Origin of the sequence: Mesorhizobium sp. BR1-1-6 (genome assembly GCF_020165355.1) — a bacterium.
GTDB lineage: Bacteria > Pseudomonadota > Alphaproteobacteria > Rhizobiales > Rhizobiaceae > Mesorhizobium.
On record NZ_JAIUHZ010000015.1, the window covers coordinates 68,341 to 82,999 of the forward strand.

General features: G+C 64.6%; 11 protein-coding genes and 1 pseudogene. 7 read left to right on the forward strand and 5 right to left on the reverse strand.

What is annotated here, in order from left to right:
• Window positions 1-2: 2 nt before the first annotated feature.
• Window positions 3-602 (forward strand): ABC-type transport auxiliary lipoprotein family protein, encoded by a 600-nt coding sequence (locus LB545_RS23150; protein WP_224705899.1) that lies wholly within the window; start codon window positions 3-5, stop codon window positions 600-602.
• A 32-nt stretch (window positions 603-634) separates the two neighbouring features.
• Here the strand turns inward: LB545_RS23150 and LB545_RS23155 are convergent.
• Both LB545_RS23155 and LB545_RS23160 read right to left on the reverse strand, forming a co-directional pair.
• Window positions 635-1,241 (reverse strand): annotated as a pseudogene (locus LB545_RS23155) (3'-5' exonuclease).
• A 97-nt stretch (window positions 1,242-1,338) separates the two neighbouring features.
• A complete protein-coding gene (locus LB545_RS23160; RefSeq protein ID WP_224705900.1) occupies window positions 1,339-7,476 on the reverse strand; it encodes a kinesin in 6,138 nt (2,045 codons plus the stop codon).
• A gap of 272 nt (window positions 7,477-7,748) precedes the next feature.
• On the opposite strand from LB545_RS23160, the gene LB545_RS23165 reads away from it, so the two are divergent.
• From LB545_RS23165 to LB545_RS23175, 3 genes are all read left to right on the forward strand, one after another.
• Window positions 7,749-8,117, forward strand: a complete 369-nt coding sequence (locus LB545_RS23165) for an Hpt domain-containing protein (RefSeq protein WP_224705901.1) — start codon at window positions 7,749-7,751, stop codon at window positions 8,115-8,117.
• 98 nt (window positions 8,118-8,215) lie between these two features.
• On the forward strand, window positions 8,216-8,536 hold the full coding sequence (locus tag LB545_RS23170) for a 2Fe-2S iron-sulfur cluster-binding protein (protein WP_137931040.1): 321 nt from the start codon (window positions 8,216-8,218) through the stop codon (window positions 8,534-8,536).
• A gap of 333 nt (window positions 8,537-8,869) precedes the next feature.
• Window positions 8,870-9,904, forward strand: coding sequence for an NAD(P)/FAD-dependent oxidoreductase (locus LB545_RS23175; RefSeq protein WP_140633137.1), 1,035 nt, complete (start codon window positions 8,870-8,872; stop codon window positions 9,902-9,904).
• Between the two features lie 11 nt (window positions 9,905-9,915).
• On the opposite strand, the gene LB545_RS23180 is transcribed toward LB545_RS23175, so the two are convergent.
• Together LB545_RS23180 and LB545_RS23185 are read right to left on the reverse strand one after the other, a co-directional pair.
• Window positions 9,916-11,391 carry an MDR family MFS transporter gene (locus LB545_RS23180; RefSeq protein WP_224705902.1) on the reverse strand — a complete coding sequence of 492 codons (1,476 nt, stop codon included), beginning with the start codon at window positions 11,389-11,391 and terminating at the stop codon, window positions 9,916-9,918.
• 241 nt (window positions 11,392-11,632) lie between these two features.
• Window positions 11,633-12,250, reverse strand: coding sequence for a DUF922 domain-containing Zn-dependent protease (locus LB545_RS23185; RefSeq protein ID WP_224705903.1), 618 nt, complete (start codon window positions 12,248-12,250; stop codon window positions 11,633-11,635).
• A 135-nt stretch (window positions 12,251-12,385) separates the two neighbouring features.
• On the opposite strand from LB545_RS23185, the gene folP reads away from it, so the two are divergent.
• From folP to folK, 3 genes are read left to right on the forward strand one after another with little or no spacing between them, the layout of a single operon-like run.
• A complete protein-coding gene (gene folP / locus LB545_RS23190) occupies window positions 12,386-13,237 on the forward strand; it encodes a dihydropteroate synthase (protein WP_224705904.1) in 852 nt (283 codons plus the stop codon).
• A 3-nt stretch (window positions 13,238-13,240) separates the two neighbouring features.
• Window positions 13,241-13,600 (forward strand): dihydroneopterin aldolase, encoded by a 360-nt coding sequence (folB, locus tag LB545_RS23195; protein WP_140498905.1) that lies wholly within the window; start codon window positions 13,241-13,243, stop codon window positions 13,598-13,600.
• Complete coding sequence (gene folK / locus LB545_RS23200) at window positions 13,584-14,111, forward strand: 2-amino-4-hydroxy-6-hydroxymethyldihydropteridine diphosphokinase (protein WP_140498903.1); 528 nt, start codon at window positions 13,584-13,586, stop codon at window positions 14,109-14,111. The genes folB and folK overlap by 17 nt, the downstream gene beginning before the upstream one ends.
• On the opposite strand, the gene LB545_RS23205 is transcribed toward folK, so the two are convergent.
• Window positions 14,103-14,648 carry a DUF924 family protein gene (locus LB545_RS23205; protein WP_224705905.1) on the reverse strand — a complete coding sequence of 182 codons (546 nt, stop codon included), beginning with the start codon at window positions 14,646-14,648 and terminating at the stop codon, window positions 14,103-14,105. The genes folK and LB545_RS23205 overlap by 9 nt on opposite strands.
• Window positions 14,649-14,659: the final 11 nt, after the last annotated feature.

Sequence of the window (14,659 nt, forward strand, 5' to 3'; positions counted from 1 at the left end):
GCGTGAAGTCGACGATTGTGTTCAGATCGGGCGTGGCCTTGCTTGCCTTGACCCTTGCCGGTTGTGCCGCGCTGCCGGGCGGCGGGCCTGCGCCGCTTGACACGTTCGAACTGTCGGCGCCGTCGGTCGAGGCGCATGGCCACAGCCGTCGCCAGATCCTGATCGCCCAGCCGTCCGCGCTCAAGGCGCTGGACAGCCAGAACATCGTCATAAAGCCGTCCCCACGCTCGATCCAGTACCTCAAGGGCGCGCAATGGGCGGACCGGCTGCCGCTGATCGTGCAGGCACGCCTGGCCGAGACGTTCCAGCGCTCGGGCAGCTTCGCCGGCGTGGGCAAGCCGGGCGAGGGGCTGGCGATCGACTACCAGGTCATCGTCGAGATCCGTTCGTTCGAAGTCCGTGTCGACGGCGGCGATCATGCCGAGGTCGACCTGTTCGTGCGCATCCTCAACGACCGCAACGGCGAGGTGCGTGCGTCCAAGAGCTTTACGGCGACCGCGCCCGTCTCGGGCAGCGGCAACCAAGGCTATGTCGACGCGCTCGATGCTGCCTTCGGCGACGCGGCCAAACAGATCGTGCGCTGGACCGATTCGGCGGTCTGAGCGGCGATCCCGGGCGGGCGCCAGCCACCAGGCTACAAGCGGTCGAAGGCGTCCGGCCGCAGCTTTCCGGCCTTCATCAGGTGCTGCAGGGTGTAGGTTACGGACAGCGCGTCATCGAGCGCATCGTGTCCCTGCAATGGCGGGTGTTGAACGCCATAATAGTCGGCAAGCTTGTTGCTCGGCGTCCTTGCCAGGTCCTCGATCGGCATCCCGGCCGAGATCAGCAGCTTTACGGCATTGTCAAAACGGGCGGCCGGGATGGAAGCGGGGATGCCTGCAGCTGATGGCTATCATGTTCAGTTCGTCCTTGCCCCAGGACCAAAATCGCGCCCCATTGGAGAAACGATCGACGTCAACAAGGGCTTCTCCTAGCGCGACCCCCTCGATCTCCAGCTTTTCTTCTGTGATGCCAGTCAGTTCGGTGAAGAAAGGGTCGAGCGCGTATCTCCTGCCAAACCGGTCGATCGGTCTGACATAGGCCTTGTGCGTGCCCAGGACGGGAAAGTCGTCTTCGAGCCCAAGCCTGACCGCGCCGATCTGCGCGATGACCGGGTCGGGATCGTGGGCCGCGCACCAGAATCTGCGTTGCGAGCCCTCAAGGCAAAGAAACTCGCAGTCGAATATGATCGCCGACTTCACAAGTCAGAGATCCAGTTCCGGATGCGACGTCCACCCTTCCAAGCCAAAAGGCGGGAGACAAGTCCCCCGCCTTTTTTCATTGGCTGTCTGCCGCTGCCTAGTGCAGGCGGCCGCTGGCGTGGGCCAGCATGGTGTAGACCTTGCCTGTATCCGAGGTCAGGTAGGTCTGCGCCATGATGTTGTCGCGGTCGTTGCGCGACACGTCCTTCAGCAGCTTCTCGAAATCATCGCAATAGCGGTCGACGGCGGCGCGGAACTCTGCCTCCGTCTGGTACTTGCGACGGATCTCGTCGAACGTCTGCTGCCCCTTCAGCGTATAGAGCCGCCGCGTGAACACGTCACGCTCGCCGCGCCGGTACCGGTTCCACAGTTCGATCGACGCATCGTGATCGATGGCCCGTGCGATGTCGACGGACAGCGAGTTCAGCGATTCCACGACGTGAAGCGGCGAACGCTGGGCAGGGGCGGCGCGCGGTGCTTCGGCGGGTGTTGCAGGCTTGGCTTCGTCCTCGCGTGACGCCCCGCTCAGGAGATCGCGCACCCAGCCGCCCTGTTGCGTGCGGGCGCCGGCGTCGGAACGCTGGCGCGGCGCCGTGTCGGCGGGGCGCTCCAGGTCAAGCGTGCCGCGTAGCGAGGTGCCGCCCGACGGCGCCTGCGGCGCGCGAAGTTCCGGCTGTGGCGCGGGAGCGCGGCGCGGCGGCTCTGCCGGGGCTTGCGGCGCCGGGCGCAAATTGCGAGATTCCGAGGGCTCTCCACCACTGCGGCCGGACTTCGCAACGATGTCCGAAAGCTCCTTCAGGGCGTTGATCTGCTCGGAAACCGCGCGGCGGATGGCCGATGTCGATTCCTTGGCCTCTTCCGGCATCTCGATGACGCCTTTCTTGAGCTCGGCGCGGGTGAGGTCGAGCTCGCTCTTGATGGCGCCGGCGGTGCGGCGCATCTCCTCGGTCGCGTCGGAGAAGCGCTTGGTTGCCGAATCGACGACGTCGGTGATGGCGTTGCGGATCTTGTCGGCCGATTCCAGCGTCCTGCCTTCCGCATTTTGCAGCGTCTGGCCGACCAGATTCTCGAACGAGCGCATGACCCTTTCGAGATCCTCCGACTTCTTGACCAGGCCGACAGCGAGATCCTCGAGTGAAGACTGCCTTTCTAGCGTGTGTTCGAGGTTGCTCTGGGCCGAGCTCAGGAGGTCCGAAGCACCGGCGAGCAGGCGGCTGTGTTCATCGAACTTGGTGGCGATCGACGCGACCTCGCGCAAGGTCGACGACGACAGTTCCGTCAGCCTTGTCGTGTTCGAATCGACCAGCCTTGCCGAGCTGGCGAAGGTCTGCGCCGCTTTCTCGGTGGTTGCCGCGAAGCTTTGCGTGCTGCCGGTCAGGCGTTCGTCGACCTGGCCGAGATTGGCCGCGGCCTGTTCGATCAGCTGACCGAGCTGCGCGCTCGACGTGGTCATTCGGCCGATCAGGTCGGCGACACTGTCGGATAGCGACGAGCGGGCACCTTCGACCGCCGAAAGGGTCTCGGCGGTGCGGCTGGCGAGCGCGTTGACGAGGGCTGCGTTTTCGCTGCGCAGCTTCTCGGCGGCACGTTCGGTGACCTCTTCCATGCTCTTTTGCAGTTCCGAGCCGCCCTGGGCGAAACGCTCGACCAGCGGCCGCGCGGTCTCGTCGAGGATCTTCGACATCTCCGCCGACCGTGCCGCAAGCATGGTGTTGAGCTCGCGGGTGTTGGCGCCGATCGTCTTGGCGGCGTCGTTGGTGCTCTGGCCGATATGCTGGCCGACCGCGGTAAAGGTCTCCGCGATGACATTGGCGCGCGACACGAGTTGCGCCTCGGCGCTCGACACCTGCTCGTTGAGCTTCTGGCCCATCGTCTCGGCGGTATGGGCGAGCCGGTTCTCGACGCTGGCGATCTGCTCTTCGACGCGGGCAGCAGCCGTTGCCGCGGTCGATGCGAGCCGCTCGTCGGCGCCGGCGAGCGCCTGCTCGATTTCACGGGCATGCGCGGCCAGCTCCTGGCCGGTCTGGCGCGCACGGTCGGCGACCCTCTGCTCTGTGCTGGTGAAGGCGCCGACGATGCTCTCAGCATGTTCGCCGATGGTCGAGGTGCTGGCGGCGATGCGGGAAACCAGTCGGTTGTCCGCATCATCGAAGATGCGGGCGATTTCGGAGGCGCGGCCTGACAGCGCTTCCGAACCTTCGGCGATGCGCGAGACCAGGTGCTGGTCGGCGGCATCGAAGATGCGGCCGAGATCCGCTGCACGCGCGGCAAGAGCTTCGGCCGATTCGCCGATGCGCATGCCGAGCCGCTGATCGGCGCCTTCGAAATTGCGCAGGATATCGCCGGCGCGCGCGGCCAGCGACTGTGCCGTTTCGACGGCCCGGGCAACCAGCTTCTGGTCGGCCGCGTCGAAGGTGCCGGCAATCTCGCTCACCCGAGCCGCCAACTGGTCGGCGGTCTCCTGGGCGCGGGCGGCCAGCTTCTGGTCGGCCGCGTCGAACGTGCCGGCGATTTCGCTCGCACGGGCGGCAAGCTGATCGGCGGTTTCATGGGCTCGCGCCAGCAAGGAACTGGACGCATCGTCCGCGCGGGCAAGCAAGGCGCTCGACGTGTCTTCCGCACGGGCGTGGAGACGGCGATCCGCCTCCTCGAAGGTGCGGGCGATGTCTTCGGCCCGGGCCAGCAGGGCAGCCGAGGTCTGCTCGGCGCGCTCGGCGATCTTGCGATCCGCATCGGAGAAGGCTTGGCCCGCCTGCTCATGCAGGACGCTGGTGACTTCCAGGACCTTCTCGCGCAAGGCGCCGGCCACGAAGACGGCGCTCTTCTCGAGCACGTTGCGCACATTGTCGACGCCTGTCGACAGCGCACGCTCCATGGTGCCCGCACGCTCCTCGATGATGCCGGTCTGGCGACTGAACGCCTGCTCGATCTTGTCCACGTCGGCGGCGATCGCAGCGGAGATGTCGGTGCTCCTGGCCGCGATCTGGTCGATGTGACCCGACAGCGAACGATCGATGTCCTTGCGGGTCTCGGCGAGCCTGCCGAGATCGTCTTCCAGCGCGCGGCTCAGCACGTCGCGGCCTTCGGCCAGCTTGCCGACATGTCCGGCGATGATGCCGTCGAGATCGCCACGGCTCTCCGACAGCCTCTGCAGATCGGCCTCCAGCGCGCGCTTGAGGATGTCGCGGCCTTCGGCCAGCTTCTCGACCTGGCCGGCGACAAGGCCGTCGATGCTCGAGCGGCTTTCGGCCAGCTTGGCGAGATCGTCTTCGAGTGCCTTCGACAGCACCGAACGCTCCTGGACAAGCCGCTCGGAGTGGCTATTGACCAGTCCGTTGACGTTTTCCAGATCGTCTTCGAGTGCCTTCGACAGCGCCGAACGATCCTGGACAAGCCTTTCGGAGTGGCTGTTGACGAGACTGTTGACGTTTTCGAGGTCGGCTTCGAGCGCCCGGGCGAATTGTCCCCGATCTTCGACCAGTTTCTGGGACTGATCGGCGACGGTGCTCTTGATCGTGTTGAGATCGGCTTCCAGCGCACGGCGCAGGATGTCGCGGCCTTCGGCCAGCTTCTCGACCTGGCCGGCCACCAGCCCGTCGATGCTCGAACGGCTTTCGGCCAGCTTGGCGAGATCCTCCTCAAGCGCTTTCGACAAGGTCGAACGGTCCTGGACCAGCTTGTTCATGTGGTCGGCAATGACGCTGTTCACGTTCTGCAAGTCCGCCTCGAGAACCCGCGACAGCTGCCCGCGGTCCTCGGCCAGCCTCTCGGACTGGCTCGATATGACGCCCTTGATCGCGTTGAGGTCGGATTCCAGCGCCCGCCTGAGAATATCGCGGCCTTCGGCCAGTTTCTCGACCTGACCGGCGACCAGGCCGTCGATGCTCGAGCGGCTCTCGGCGAGCTTGGCAAGGTCGGCTTCAAGGGTCTGCGACAGCAGGCTGCGATCCTCGGCCAGGCGGCCCGAATGGTCTTCGATCAGCCCGCGTATGCTGGACAGATCGTCCTCCAGCGAACGGCCGAGCTGCGAGCGGTCTTCCGCCAGTTTGGCCGAATGCGCCTCGATGAGGTCCTTGATGCCGGCGATGTCGTTCTCCAGCGCCTTGGCGAGTACCGCGCGGCCCTCGGCGATCTTCTCGACCTGACCGGCGACAAGGCCATCAATGTCGGCGCGCGTGTCCACGAGCTTGCCGAGGTCGGTTTCGAGCGCGCGCGAGAGAATGTTGCGGCCCTCGGCCAGCTTGCCAACATGTCCAGCAACCATTTCGTCAATGATTGTACGGGCTTGCACCAGCTTTCCGGAGTCTTCGTTGAGAGCCTGGGAGAGCCGGTTGCGGCCTTCTTCCAGCCTTTCGAGGTGGCTGCCGAGCGAAGCGTCGATGGCAGCGCGCGATTCGTTGACCTTGCGCAGATCTTCTTCGAGAGCGCGCGCGATCAGGCTGCGGCCTTCGGCCAGCTTCTGCACCTGGTCGGTTACCGCAGCATCGATGCCGGCACGGCTCTCGGCGAACTTGGCCAGATCGGCCTGCATCGCGGCCGCCATGCGCTCGCGGCTCTCGGAAAGGCTGCGGCTGTGATTTTCGACCGCTTCCTCTATGCCCACGCGGGCATCGGCAAGCCGCTGGATATCGGCATCGAACGAGCGCGAGACGACGTGGCGCGCCGCTTCCATGCGTCCGGCGAAATCGCTGGCGCGCGCTTCGAGCATGGACGAGGTCGATGTGACGATATCGGCCATGTCGGCGCCGATCTGGGTCTTGCCCTGGTCGATCATCGCCGTCAGCGTGTCCTTGCTCTCGGCGAAGGTGTGGGCGATTTCGCGCGCGCGTTCGACCAGCGTTTCGTTGATCTGCCGGGCACGGGCTTCGAGTGCTGCGTTGAGCTTCTGCGTGCCGGTGTCGAGAGCCTCGGCGCGGGTCTGGAACTCGCTGATCAGCGCCTGGCCGCGCTCGGCGAGCGTGCGCTCGATGCCGTTGAGGCTGGCCTCGAATTCCGAATTGAGTGTGCGCGCGGCGCCACCAAGCAGCGACACCATGCCGTTGGTGCGATCGTCGAGCAGGTCGGTCAACGACCGGGTCAGGCCGTCTGTCGTGTCCGTCAGCTTGGCGATGCGCGTGTCGAGCAGGCTGGCGAAAGCCTCGCCGGAAGTCGAAAGCTTGTCGGTTATGGTGTCGAGCCGTCCTTCCACCGAATCGAAGATCGACAGCGAACTTTCGTTGATGCGGTCGATAAGCGTGTCGCCGGAATTGGTGATGGTCATCGACAGTTTGGTCGATGCATTGAGAATGCTGTCGCGGATGAGGTCGCTGGCAGCGCCGATTTCGTCCTTGAGGGTGTCGTGCGCGCCGGCGATCGAAGCGCGAACCCGCTCCGCATGGCTGACGACCGCCTCGCGCTCGCTGCCGAGCCCGTCGACGAGCGAGCGGATGCGGGTTTCGTTTTCCGAATAGGAGCGCTCGATCTGGTTGACCTCGCTGTGGACCAGCGTTTCCAGTTCGACGGCGCGGGCCAGCGTGCGTTCGATGCCTTCGCCCATGGCGGCCACCTCGCGGCGGACGGCCTGGCCGATCATCATGACGCGATCCTGGGCCATGTTTTCCGGCTCGGTGAGGCGGAAGGCCACTTCCGTCATCGACTGGGCGGCGATGCGCATGTCCTGCGCGCGGCGAATCATGGCGGCGAAGGCCCAGAACAGGATGACCGGCACGATGGCCGCGACAGCAAGGCCGATCAGTTCGGGACGGGCGAAGAACTGGTCGAGCGTGCGGATCCTCCAGATGCTCGGCCCGAAGAGGAGGTTGGCCAATCCGCCCGCGCCGGCGATCCAGGCCAGCGAAACGAAGGCGATAACCCAGTAGATCGTGTTCGAGGCGCGTCGGTTGAGGCTGTGCAGAAGCGTCTTGTAATCCTTCTGACGATCGTCATTGGCCGGCGAGAAGCCGGCGGGCTGACCGCCATTGCGTGTTTCGACGGGGCGCAGTTCGGCGGGTCTGGTCTTTGGCGCGGGATTCGCGGCCTGGGCTTGGTTGACGACGGGTGCCTGCGTCTGATTGCGTCCCTCGCGCGCCAATTCGTCGGCGGCCTGGGATATCTGCGCTTCCAGATCTTCCATCGAGGCCGCTATATCGAGGTCGCCGCTGCCGGTGTCGCCGCTGAGGTCGAGATCGAGTGCCTTCTCGAGTTCCCTGGCCACATCGTTGTCCAGAGATCTGGTCGTCGTTGTTTTCTTCGCCATGCCTTCGCTACCCTGTACTAGCTGCCGCGGGCTTATGATTTTGGTTGTCGCACCCACGCGCAGGAGGCTGAAAATGGACCCCTCGTATCGTAATGACACAGGGGGGTAAAGAAAACATGCATTCCGCGGGATACGTAAAACTTTAAATATAAGGTTAACGGAAGCGTGATTCCGGCGCCGCTTTCGCAACATTTTTTCCGGCCATCCATTAACCCGTTGTCCATTGGATTCGCCTAGTTTTTCAGGCGGCCGAAGAAGCGGAGTTCGAGTTCATGCGTGGCGAAAGCGGCATTGCCTTCTCAATGCCCGGGGGCGATGTATCGGGAACGAGGCGGTCCCGACCGATCGATTTGGCACACCTTGCGCGGCAGACGATGGGCGACCGCGGCCTCGAACAGGAGGTGCTGGCGCTCTTTGTACAACAGGCGCTGTCGGTGCGCGACAGGATAATCGATGCGGACATCAAGGACCGGCTGCTCCTGGCGCACGGCCTGAAGGGTTCGGCGCGTGGTGTCGGGGCCTTTGCCATTGCCGATTGCGCCACCGAGATAGAACGGCAGCCGGAAGACAGCCAGACGCTTACGCGGCTCGGCAAACTGATCGACGAAGTGCGCGATTTCATCGCCGCCATCAACCGCTAGACCCGTTTGCGGAAAAACGTCACCGAGCGGCGCTTTCTCGCCGCAGTTGACTTGTGTGCCCGAGTGATTATCTCGGCGGAAACTCCCTCAGGTGACAAATGACCAAACTGACCTTCATTGCCCATGACGGCACACATTTCGACGTGGATGCCGAGAACGGCTCGACGGTCATGGAAAACGCCATCCGCAATGCCGTGCCGGGTATCGAAGCGGAGTGCGGCGGCGCCTGCGCCTGTGCAACCTGCCACGTCTATGTCGACGAGGCCTGGACGGCGGAAGTCGGCGAGCCGGAAGCAATGGAAGAGGACATGCTGGACTTTGCCTACGACGTCCAGCCGAATTCGCGGCTATCGTGCCAGATCAAGGTGCGCGACGCGCTCGACGGACTGGTGGTGCGGGTGCCCGAGCGCCAAGGCTAAAAGCCGATTTTTGCCCGAGGCAATGAATCCGGGCAGGGGGTTCCTTGGGGGCCGGCTGTTGACGTCGCCTTGAATGGAAAACCCGCCTGTGCGGCGGGCCTCCGGCGCAACTCAGCACCATAACCAAATATCTACCATAGTTGCGGGCACCCCGTCAAGAAAAAATTCCTATCGTGAGAAGCTGCCCTGCCATGAAAAGGTGGCGGGGCAGCCGGACTGGCAGTCGTCCATCCCTTGCAACCCGAGTTCGCAGCTCTGATTTTTGCGGCTGCCGCTTGGCAGCAAGCCGGAGGTCATGCAGTCTCACGCCAATCCAGCAGCGAGGCGCGCACCATGACCGGCATCACCAGGACAGACGTACTCATTGTCGGGGCAGGGCCGGTCGGCCTGTTCGCCGTGTTCGAGCTCGGCCTGTTCGACATGAAGTGCCACCTGATCGACATCCTCGACCGGCCCGGCGGCCAATGCGCGGAACTCTATCCGGAAAAGCCGATCTATGACATTCCCGGCTGGCCGTCGATCTCGGCGCAAGGGCTGGTCGACAAGCTGCTCGAGCAGATCGCGCCGTTCAAGCCTGATTTCACCTACAATCGCATGGTCTCCAGCCTGGAGAGGTTGGAGGACGGCGGCTTTCGCGTCACCACCGACGAGAACGAGGTGTTCGAGGCCAAGGTGGTGGTGATCGCCGCCGGCGGCGGCTCGTTCCAGCCGAAACGCCCGCCCATCCCGGGCATCGAACCCTATGAGGGCAAGAGCGTCTTCTATTCGGTGCGCCGGATGGAAGACTTTCGCGGCCACGACCTCGTTATCGTTGGCGGCGGCGATTCGGCGCTGGACTGGACGCTCAATTTGCAGCCGGTGGCAAAAAGCGTGACCCTGGTCCACCGGCGCCCGGAGTTCCGCGCCGCCCCCGACAGCGTCAACAAGATGTACGCCATGCAGGAGATGAAGCAGCTGGATTTCCAGGTCGGGCAAGTGACCGGCTTGACCGGCGCCGCCGGCCAACTGTCGTCCGCCCTGATCAAGGGGCCGGAGGGCGACATCGAAATTCCTTGCACGCGGATGCTGCCCTTCTTCGGCCTGACCATGAAGCTCGGACCGATTGCGGAATGGGGGATCAACCTTCACGAGAACCTGATTCCGGTCGACACCGAGAAGTTCCAGACGTCGGTCCCGGGCATCTTCGCGGTCGGCGACATCAATTGGTATCCCGGCAAGCTGAAGCTCATCCTGTCGGGCTTTCACGAGGTCGCGCTGATGGCCCAGGCCGCCAAGCGCATCGTCAGCCCGGGCGAACGCATCGTCTTCCAATACACGACCTCCTCCTCCAGCCTGCAGAAGAAGCTCGGTGTGGTGGATGCCTCCTGACGCGTATCGCTTCAGTCCGCCAGCACGGGGGCCTCGGGATGGCCGCGCAGCGGTTTTTCGGGCATCAGGCTGAGCGTCAGCAGCGCCATGACCAACATCACCACGGCGGCGACGAAGATCAGCCCGAAGGCGGCAGCTTCGGCACCGGCGCCGGTCGCCTGCGCGCCTTCGCCCGCCAGCGGCAGCCCGTTGCCCAGGGCGACCGCACCGAGGATAGCAACGCCGAGCGCGCTGCCCAGCGAGCGCAGGAACGTCAGCACGCCGGTGGCGACGCCAAGGTGCCTGGGGTCGACGGCGTTCTGGACAGACACCGTGGCCACCGGAAAGGTGGTTCCGCTGCCGAGCCCGACGCACGTCGTCAGGATCTCGACAACCAGCAGCGAGGCGTGCCCCGCCACCAGGCTGAGGACGCCGAGGCATAGAACGGCGAAGGCCAATCCGAAGATGGCGATCCGCTTGTAATGGACGAAACGCGGAATGGTGCGCCCGCTGAATGTCGCGCCGGCCACCGTGCCAAGCATCAGCCCCAGGAGGGCGGTGCCGGATTCGCTTGCCGACAGGCCGATGACCGACTGGAGATAGACCGGCAAGTAGACAGACAGGCCGATATTGGCCGCCTGCAGAAGGAACATGGAGAGCGTGCCGGCAAGGACGATCGGGTTGCTCAGTACCTCGAGCGAAATCAGCGGCTCGGTTGCGCGCAGCAGCCGCAGCGCAAAGGCGCCCCACAGGACCAGGGAACTGGCGATCAGCCCGAGGATCTCCGTCGACAGCCAGGGGTATTCGCTGCCGCCCCAGTTCAACGCCAGAAGCAGCAGGGCCGTGGCGGCGACGAGAAGCAGCGCGCCGAGCCCGTCTATGCGGTGCCGTCTTGCCGCGACCGGCAGCTTGCGCAGCGGCTTGTTGATGATGGCCATGGCCAGGATGCCGAGCGGAATGTTGATCCAGAAGATCAGCGACCAATGGAGATGTTCGGCGAACGTGCCGCCGAGCAACGGCCCGGCGATGCTGGCGACTGCCCATGTGCCCGAGATCCAGGCCGCATAGCGTGCCCGCTCGCGTGGCGGCACAAGGTCGCCGATGACGGTCTGCGCCAGGGCAAAAAGCCCGCCGCCGCCGGCGCCCTGGATCGCGCGGCCGATCACCAGCACGAACATGTTGGGCGCCATCGCACTGACCAACGAGCCGGCGAGGAAGATGAGGATCGCGCCATAGACGGTCGGCCGGCGGCCGTAGACGTCGGAGATCTTGCCGTAGAGCGGCGCCATGGCGGTTGCGGTCAGGAGATATCCGGTCACTATCCAGGGCAGGTACTCGGCGTGGCCGAGCGCTCGCGCGATGGTCGGCATGGCCGGCGCCACAATGGTCTGGTCAAGTGCTGCCAGCAGCATCGACAGGAGAACGCCGCCGATAATGGCGTTCTTCTCGCTTTCCGTCAGCGGCGCGCTCGCGGCCGCCACGGCCTGCTTGTCGACAGCCTGGTCCATAGTCTTTCGTCCATATGCTTGCGCGCGCCGTCCGCTGCGTCGGCTGGGCTAGCCGGGTTGCATCCGCGGCGCGATCGGTCGTGATGCTCGTGTTTGAAAGGTCGTGCCCTTGCCAACCCCTGATATGTCGTCCCGTATAGGCCGATTTCGACCGTTGCCCGAAAATTTTTCGAAGCTGGCACTACGCTTCGGCCCGGTTGGCTCGCACCGCCGCCCCTTTAGGCGACATGCATCAGGACATTCAGGTCGGCGGCAACCGGCCGTTGCCGATGCGCTCGACGCGATAGCGCAGGAGCCGCAGGATGCGGCTTTCGAAATTGACGCTTTCGACACGATCGAACTGCACCTGGGCACGGTCGTGTCTGGCGAGAATGGCGGCGGTGATCTGGGCGGCCTTGGCCTTCGCCGCATCGCAGTCCTTCTGCGGATAGGCTGCTTTCAGCGCATCTTCCAGTTCGCGGGCGTGATTCTTGGCGATCTCGACATGGCGTTCCTCATGGCGCTTGATGTCGGCCGACAGCGTGTCCCAGAACAGCCGCACATCCGCGTCGGCCTTGCGTGGGCGGCTCCATTCGGGAAGGATGACCTTGACCTTGAGGGTCACGGCGGCGTCGGCGATCCGGCAGGAGCCGGACTGCCCGGCATAGCTGATGCGCGTGGTGAAGGCCATCTGTGTGGCGCCGGGATGCCGCGAGCCCGTGCTCTTCACCTGCGGACCGCGTTTGGAAAGCTGCGCCTCGATGTCTTCTAGCGTCCTGCCGCCAACCGCGAAGTAGCTGTATGTCTTGACGAGATTGGCCGCGCCCGCCGGAACGGCGGTGGCGGCAAGCAGCAATGCGCAAAGCAGGGTTCGTTTCATCTGGTTGCCTCTCGCCCTACCTTGCTTTACGGCCATTGCCGGCGCAACGGAATTGATCTGGTGCGGATCACACATGGTTGATGAGCCACATGGTTGATGAGCCACACGGTTGATGAGCCCCATGGTTGATGAGCAATGACGGCGAGGCGATGGCAGTTGGCGCACGGACGCCATCTCGACCTTGGCGACAAGGCCGTGGTGGTCGGCATTCTCAATGTCACGCCCGACAGTTTTTCCGACGGCGGTCTGTTCGATGCCGCCGAGAACGCGCTGGTCCAGGCGCGCCGCATGCTGGGCGAAGGCGCCCTGGTCGTCGATGTCGGCGGTGAATCGACCAGGCCGGGCGCGTCCGCGATCACGGCAGGCGAGGAGCAGGCGCGCATCCTGCCGGTGATCGAGGCGCTGGCGGGTTCCGGCGAGGTGCTGATTTCGGTCGACACCTATCGCGCCGAGACCGCGCGGCTTGCCGTCGCGGCCGGGGCGCATATCGTCAACGACGTCTGGGGCTTGCAGCGCGAGCCGGACATTGCGCGTATCGCAGCCGAAACCGGCGCGGGGCTCATCATCATGCATACCGGGCGGGATCGCCGGAAACTGCCCGACGTCATCGCCGACCAGTTCGCGTTCCTCGAAAAATCGCTTGAAATCGCCCGCCGACACGGCATCGCCGACGATCATATCGTTCTCGATGCCGGCTTCGGCTTCGCCAAGGAGACGGCCGAGGATAACCTCGACCTGATGGCGCGGTTTTCCGAGCTCAACGCCCTCGGATTTCCGCTGATGGCCGGAACCTCGCGAAAACGCTTCATCGGCACCGTCACGGGCCGCGATGCCGCCGAAAGAGGGGCTGGGACTGCGGCGACGAGCGTCATACTGAGATTGAAGGGCGCCGACCTGTTTCGCGTCCACGATGTCGCAATCAACGTGGACGCGCTGGCCGTGGCGGATGCTATGCTGGCGCGCGAAACCGCCGCTTCGGAACGCTGAACCATGTATGTCATCCGCCTGAAGAATTGCGCCTTCTTTGCCCGGCACGGGGTGCTGGACGAGGAGGAGGCGCTCGGCCAGCGCTTCTATGTCGACGCCTCGCTCACCGTGGAGCCCGGGCGCGCGCTGGTCGACGATGCCATCGGGGAAACCGTCAACTACGGCGTTGCCTTCACGGTGATCGAGGAGATCATCACCGGACACAGGCGCTTCCTGATCGAGGCGCTGGCCCTGGAAGTCGCAAAAGCCCTGACGGAACGCTTCCCGCAGATCAGGAAAGCCGAAATCACGGTCCGCAAGCCGAATGCGCCGGTGCCCGGCGTGCTCGATTACGTCGAGGTGACCGTTGTCTGGCCGCAGTAACACCGTCTATCTCAGCCTTGGCGGCAATCTCGGCGATCCGGCGAGTTCGATGGCGGCGGCGCTGCGCCTGCTCGACGCCGATGCCGCCACTCGCGTGGCCGCGGTGTCCTCGCTCTACCGCACGCCGCCCTGGGGCAAGCTCGACCAGCCCGACTTCCTGAACGCCGCCGCGGAACTCTCGACACGGCTCTCGCCGCGGGCATTGCTCGACCTGTGCCTCGATGCAGAGCGCAAGCTGAAGCGCGTGCGCGAGGAGCGCTGGGGGCCGCGCCTGATCGATATCGACATCCTGGTTTTCGGCGACCGCGTCATCCACGAAACCGGCTTGGAAGTGCCGCATCCGCGCATGCTTGAACGTGCCTTCGTGCTGGCGCCGCTGGCCGAGATCGCGCCCGATCTTGCGGTAAGCGGGCGAAGCGTCTCGGAGCGGCTGGCCGCCGTCGATGCGGCCGGTATCGAACGCCTGCCGTCGGGCCGCGACTGGTGGCTGGATAGACCAGCGTCAGCCTGAGAACCCGCCATCGTCCAGAAAGGTTTTTTCCTCCGGCGTGGTTTCCCGGCCGAGCATCTTGTTGCGGTGCGGAAAACGGCCGAAGCGCCGGATGATGTCGAGGTGTTCTTCGGCGTATTTGAGGTAGTCCGGCGCGTTGGCCGCGGTGAGCTCGACCGACCGTTCCTGGTCGGCGAGCAATTCCGAATGTTCGAACGGCAGATACAGGAACACCCGCACTTCCGGTTCGAGCGCCAGGTCCTGGCCGGCCGTCACAGCTTTTTGGGCGAAATGCTTCGCCAGCGGGTCCGTGGCGTACATGTGGCCGGTGCCGCGAAAGCAGTTGCGCGGAAACTGATCGAGCAGGATCATCAACGCCAGCGAGCCTTCGGCATGCTCCGACCAGCCGTCGCATTCGCGCCGTGCGGCCGCGTAATGCAGCTCAAGAAAGCGGTTGCGGAAATCGCCGTCGAAAACATCGCTTTTCTCGAACCATGCGTCCGCTCCGGCATCACGCCAGAATCTGGTGACCGACAGGGCTCCGCTGTCCAAATCCATGCTTTTCTCCT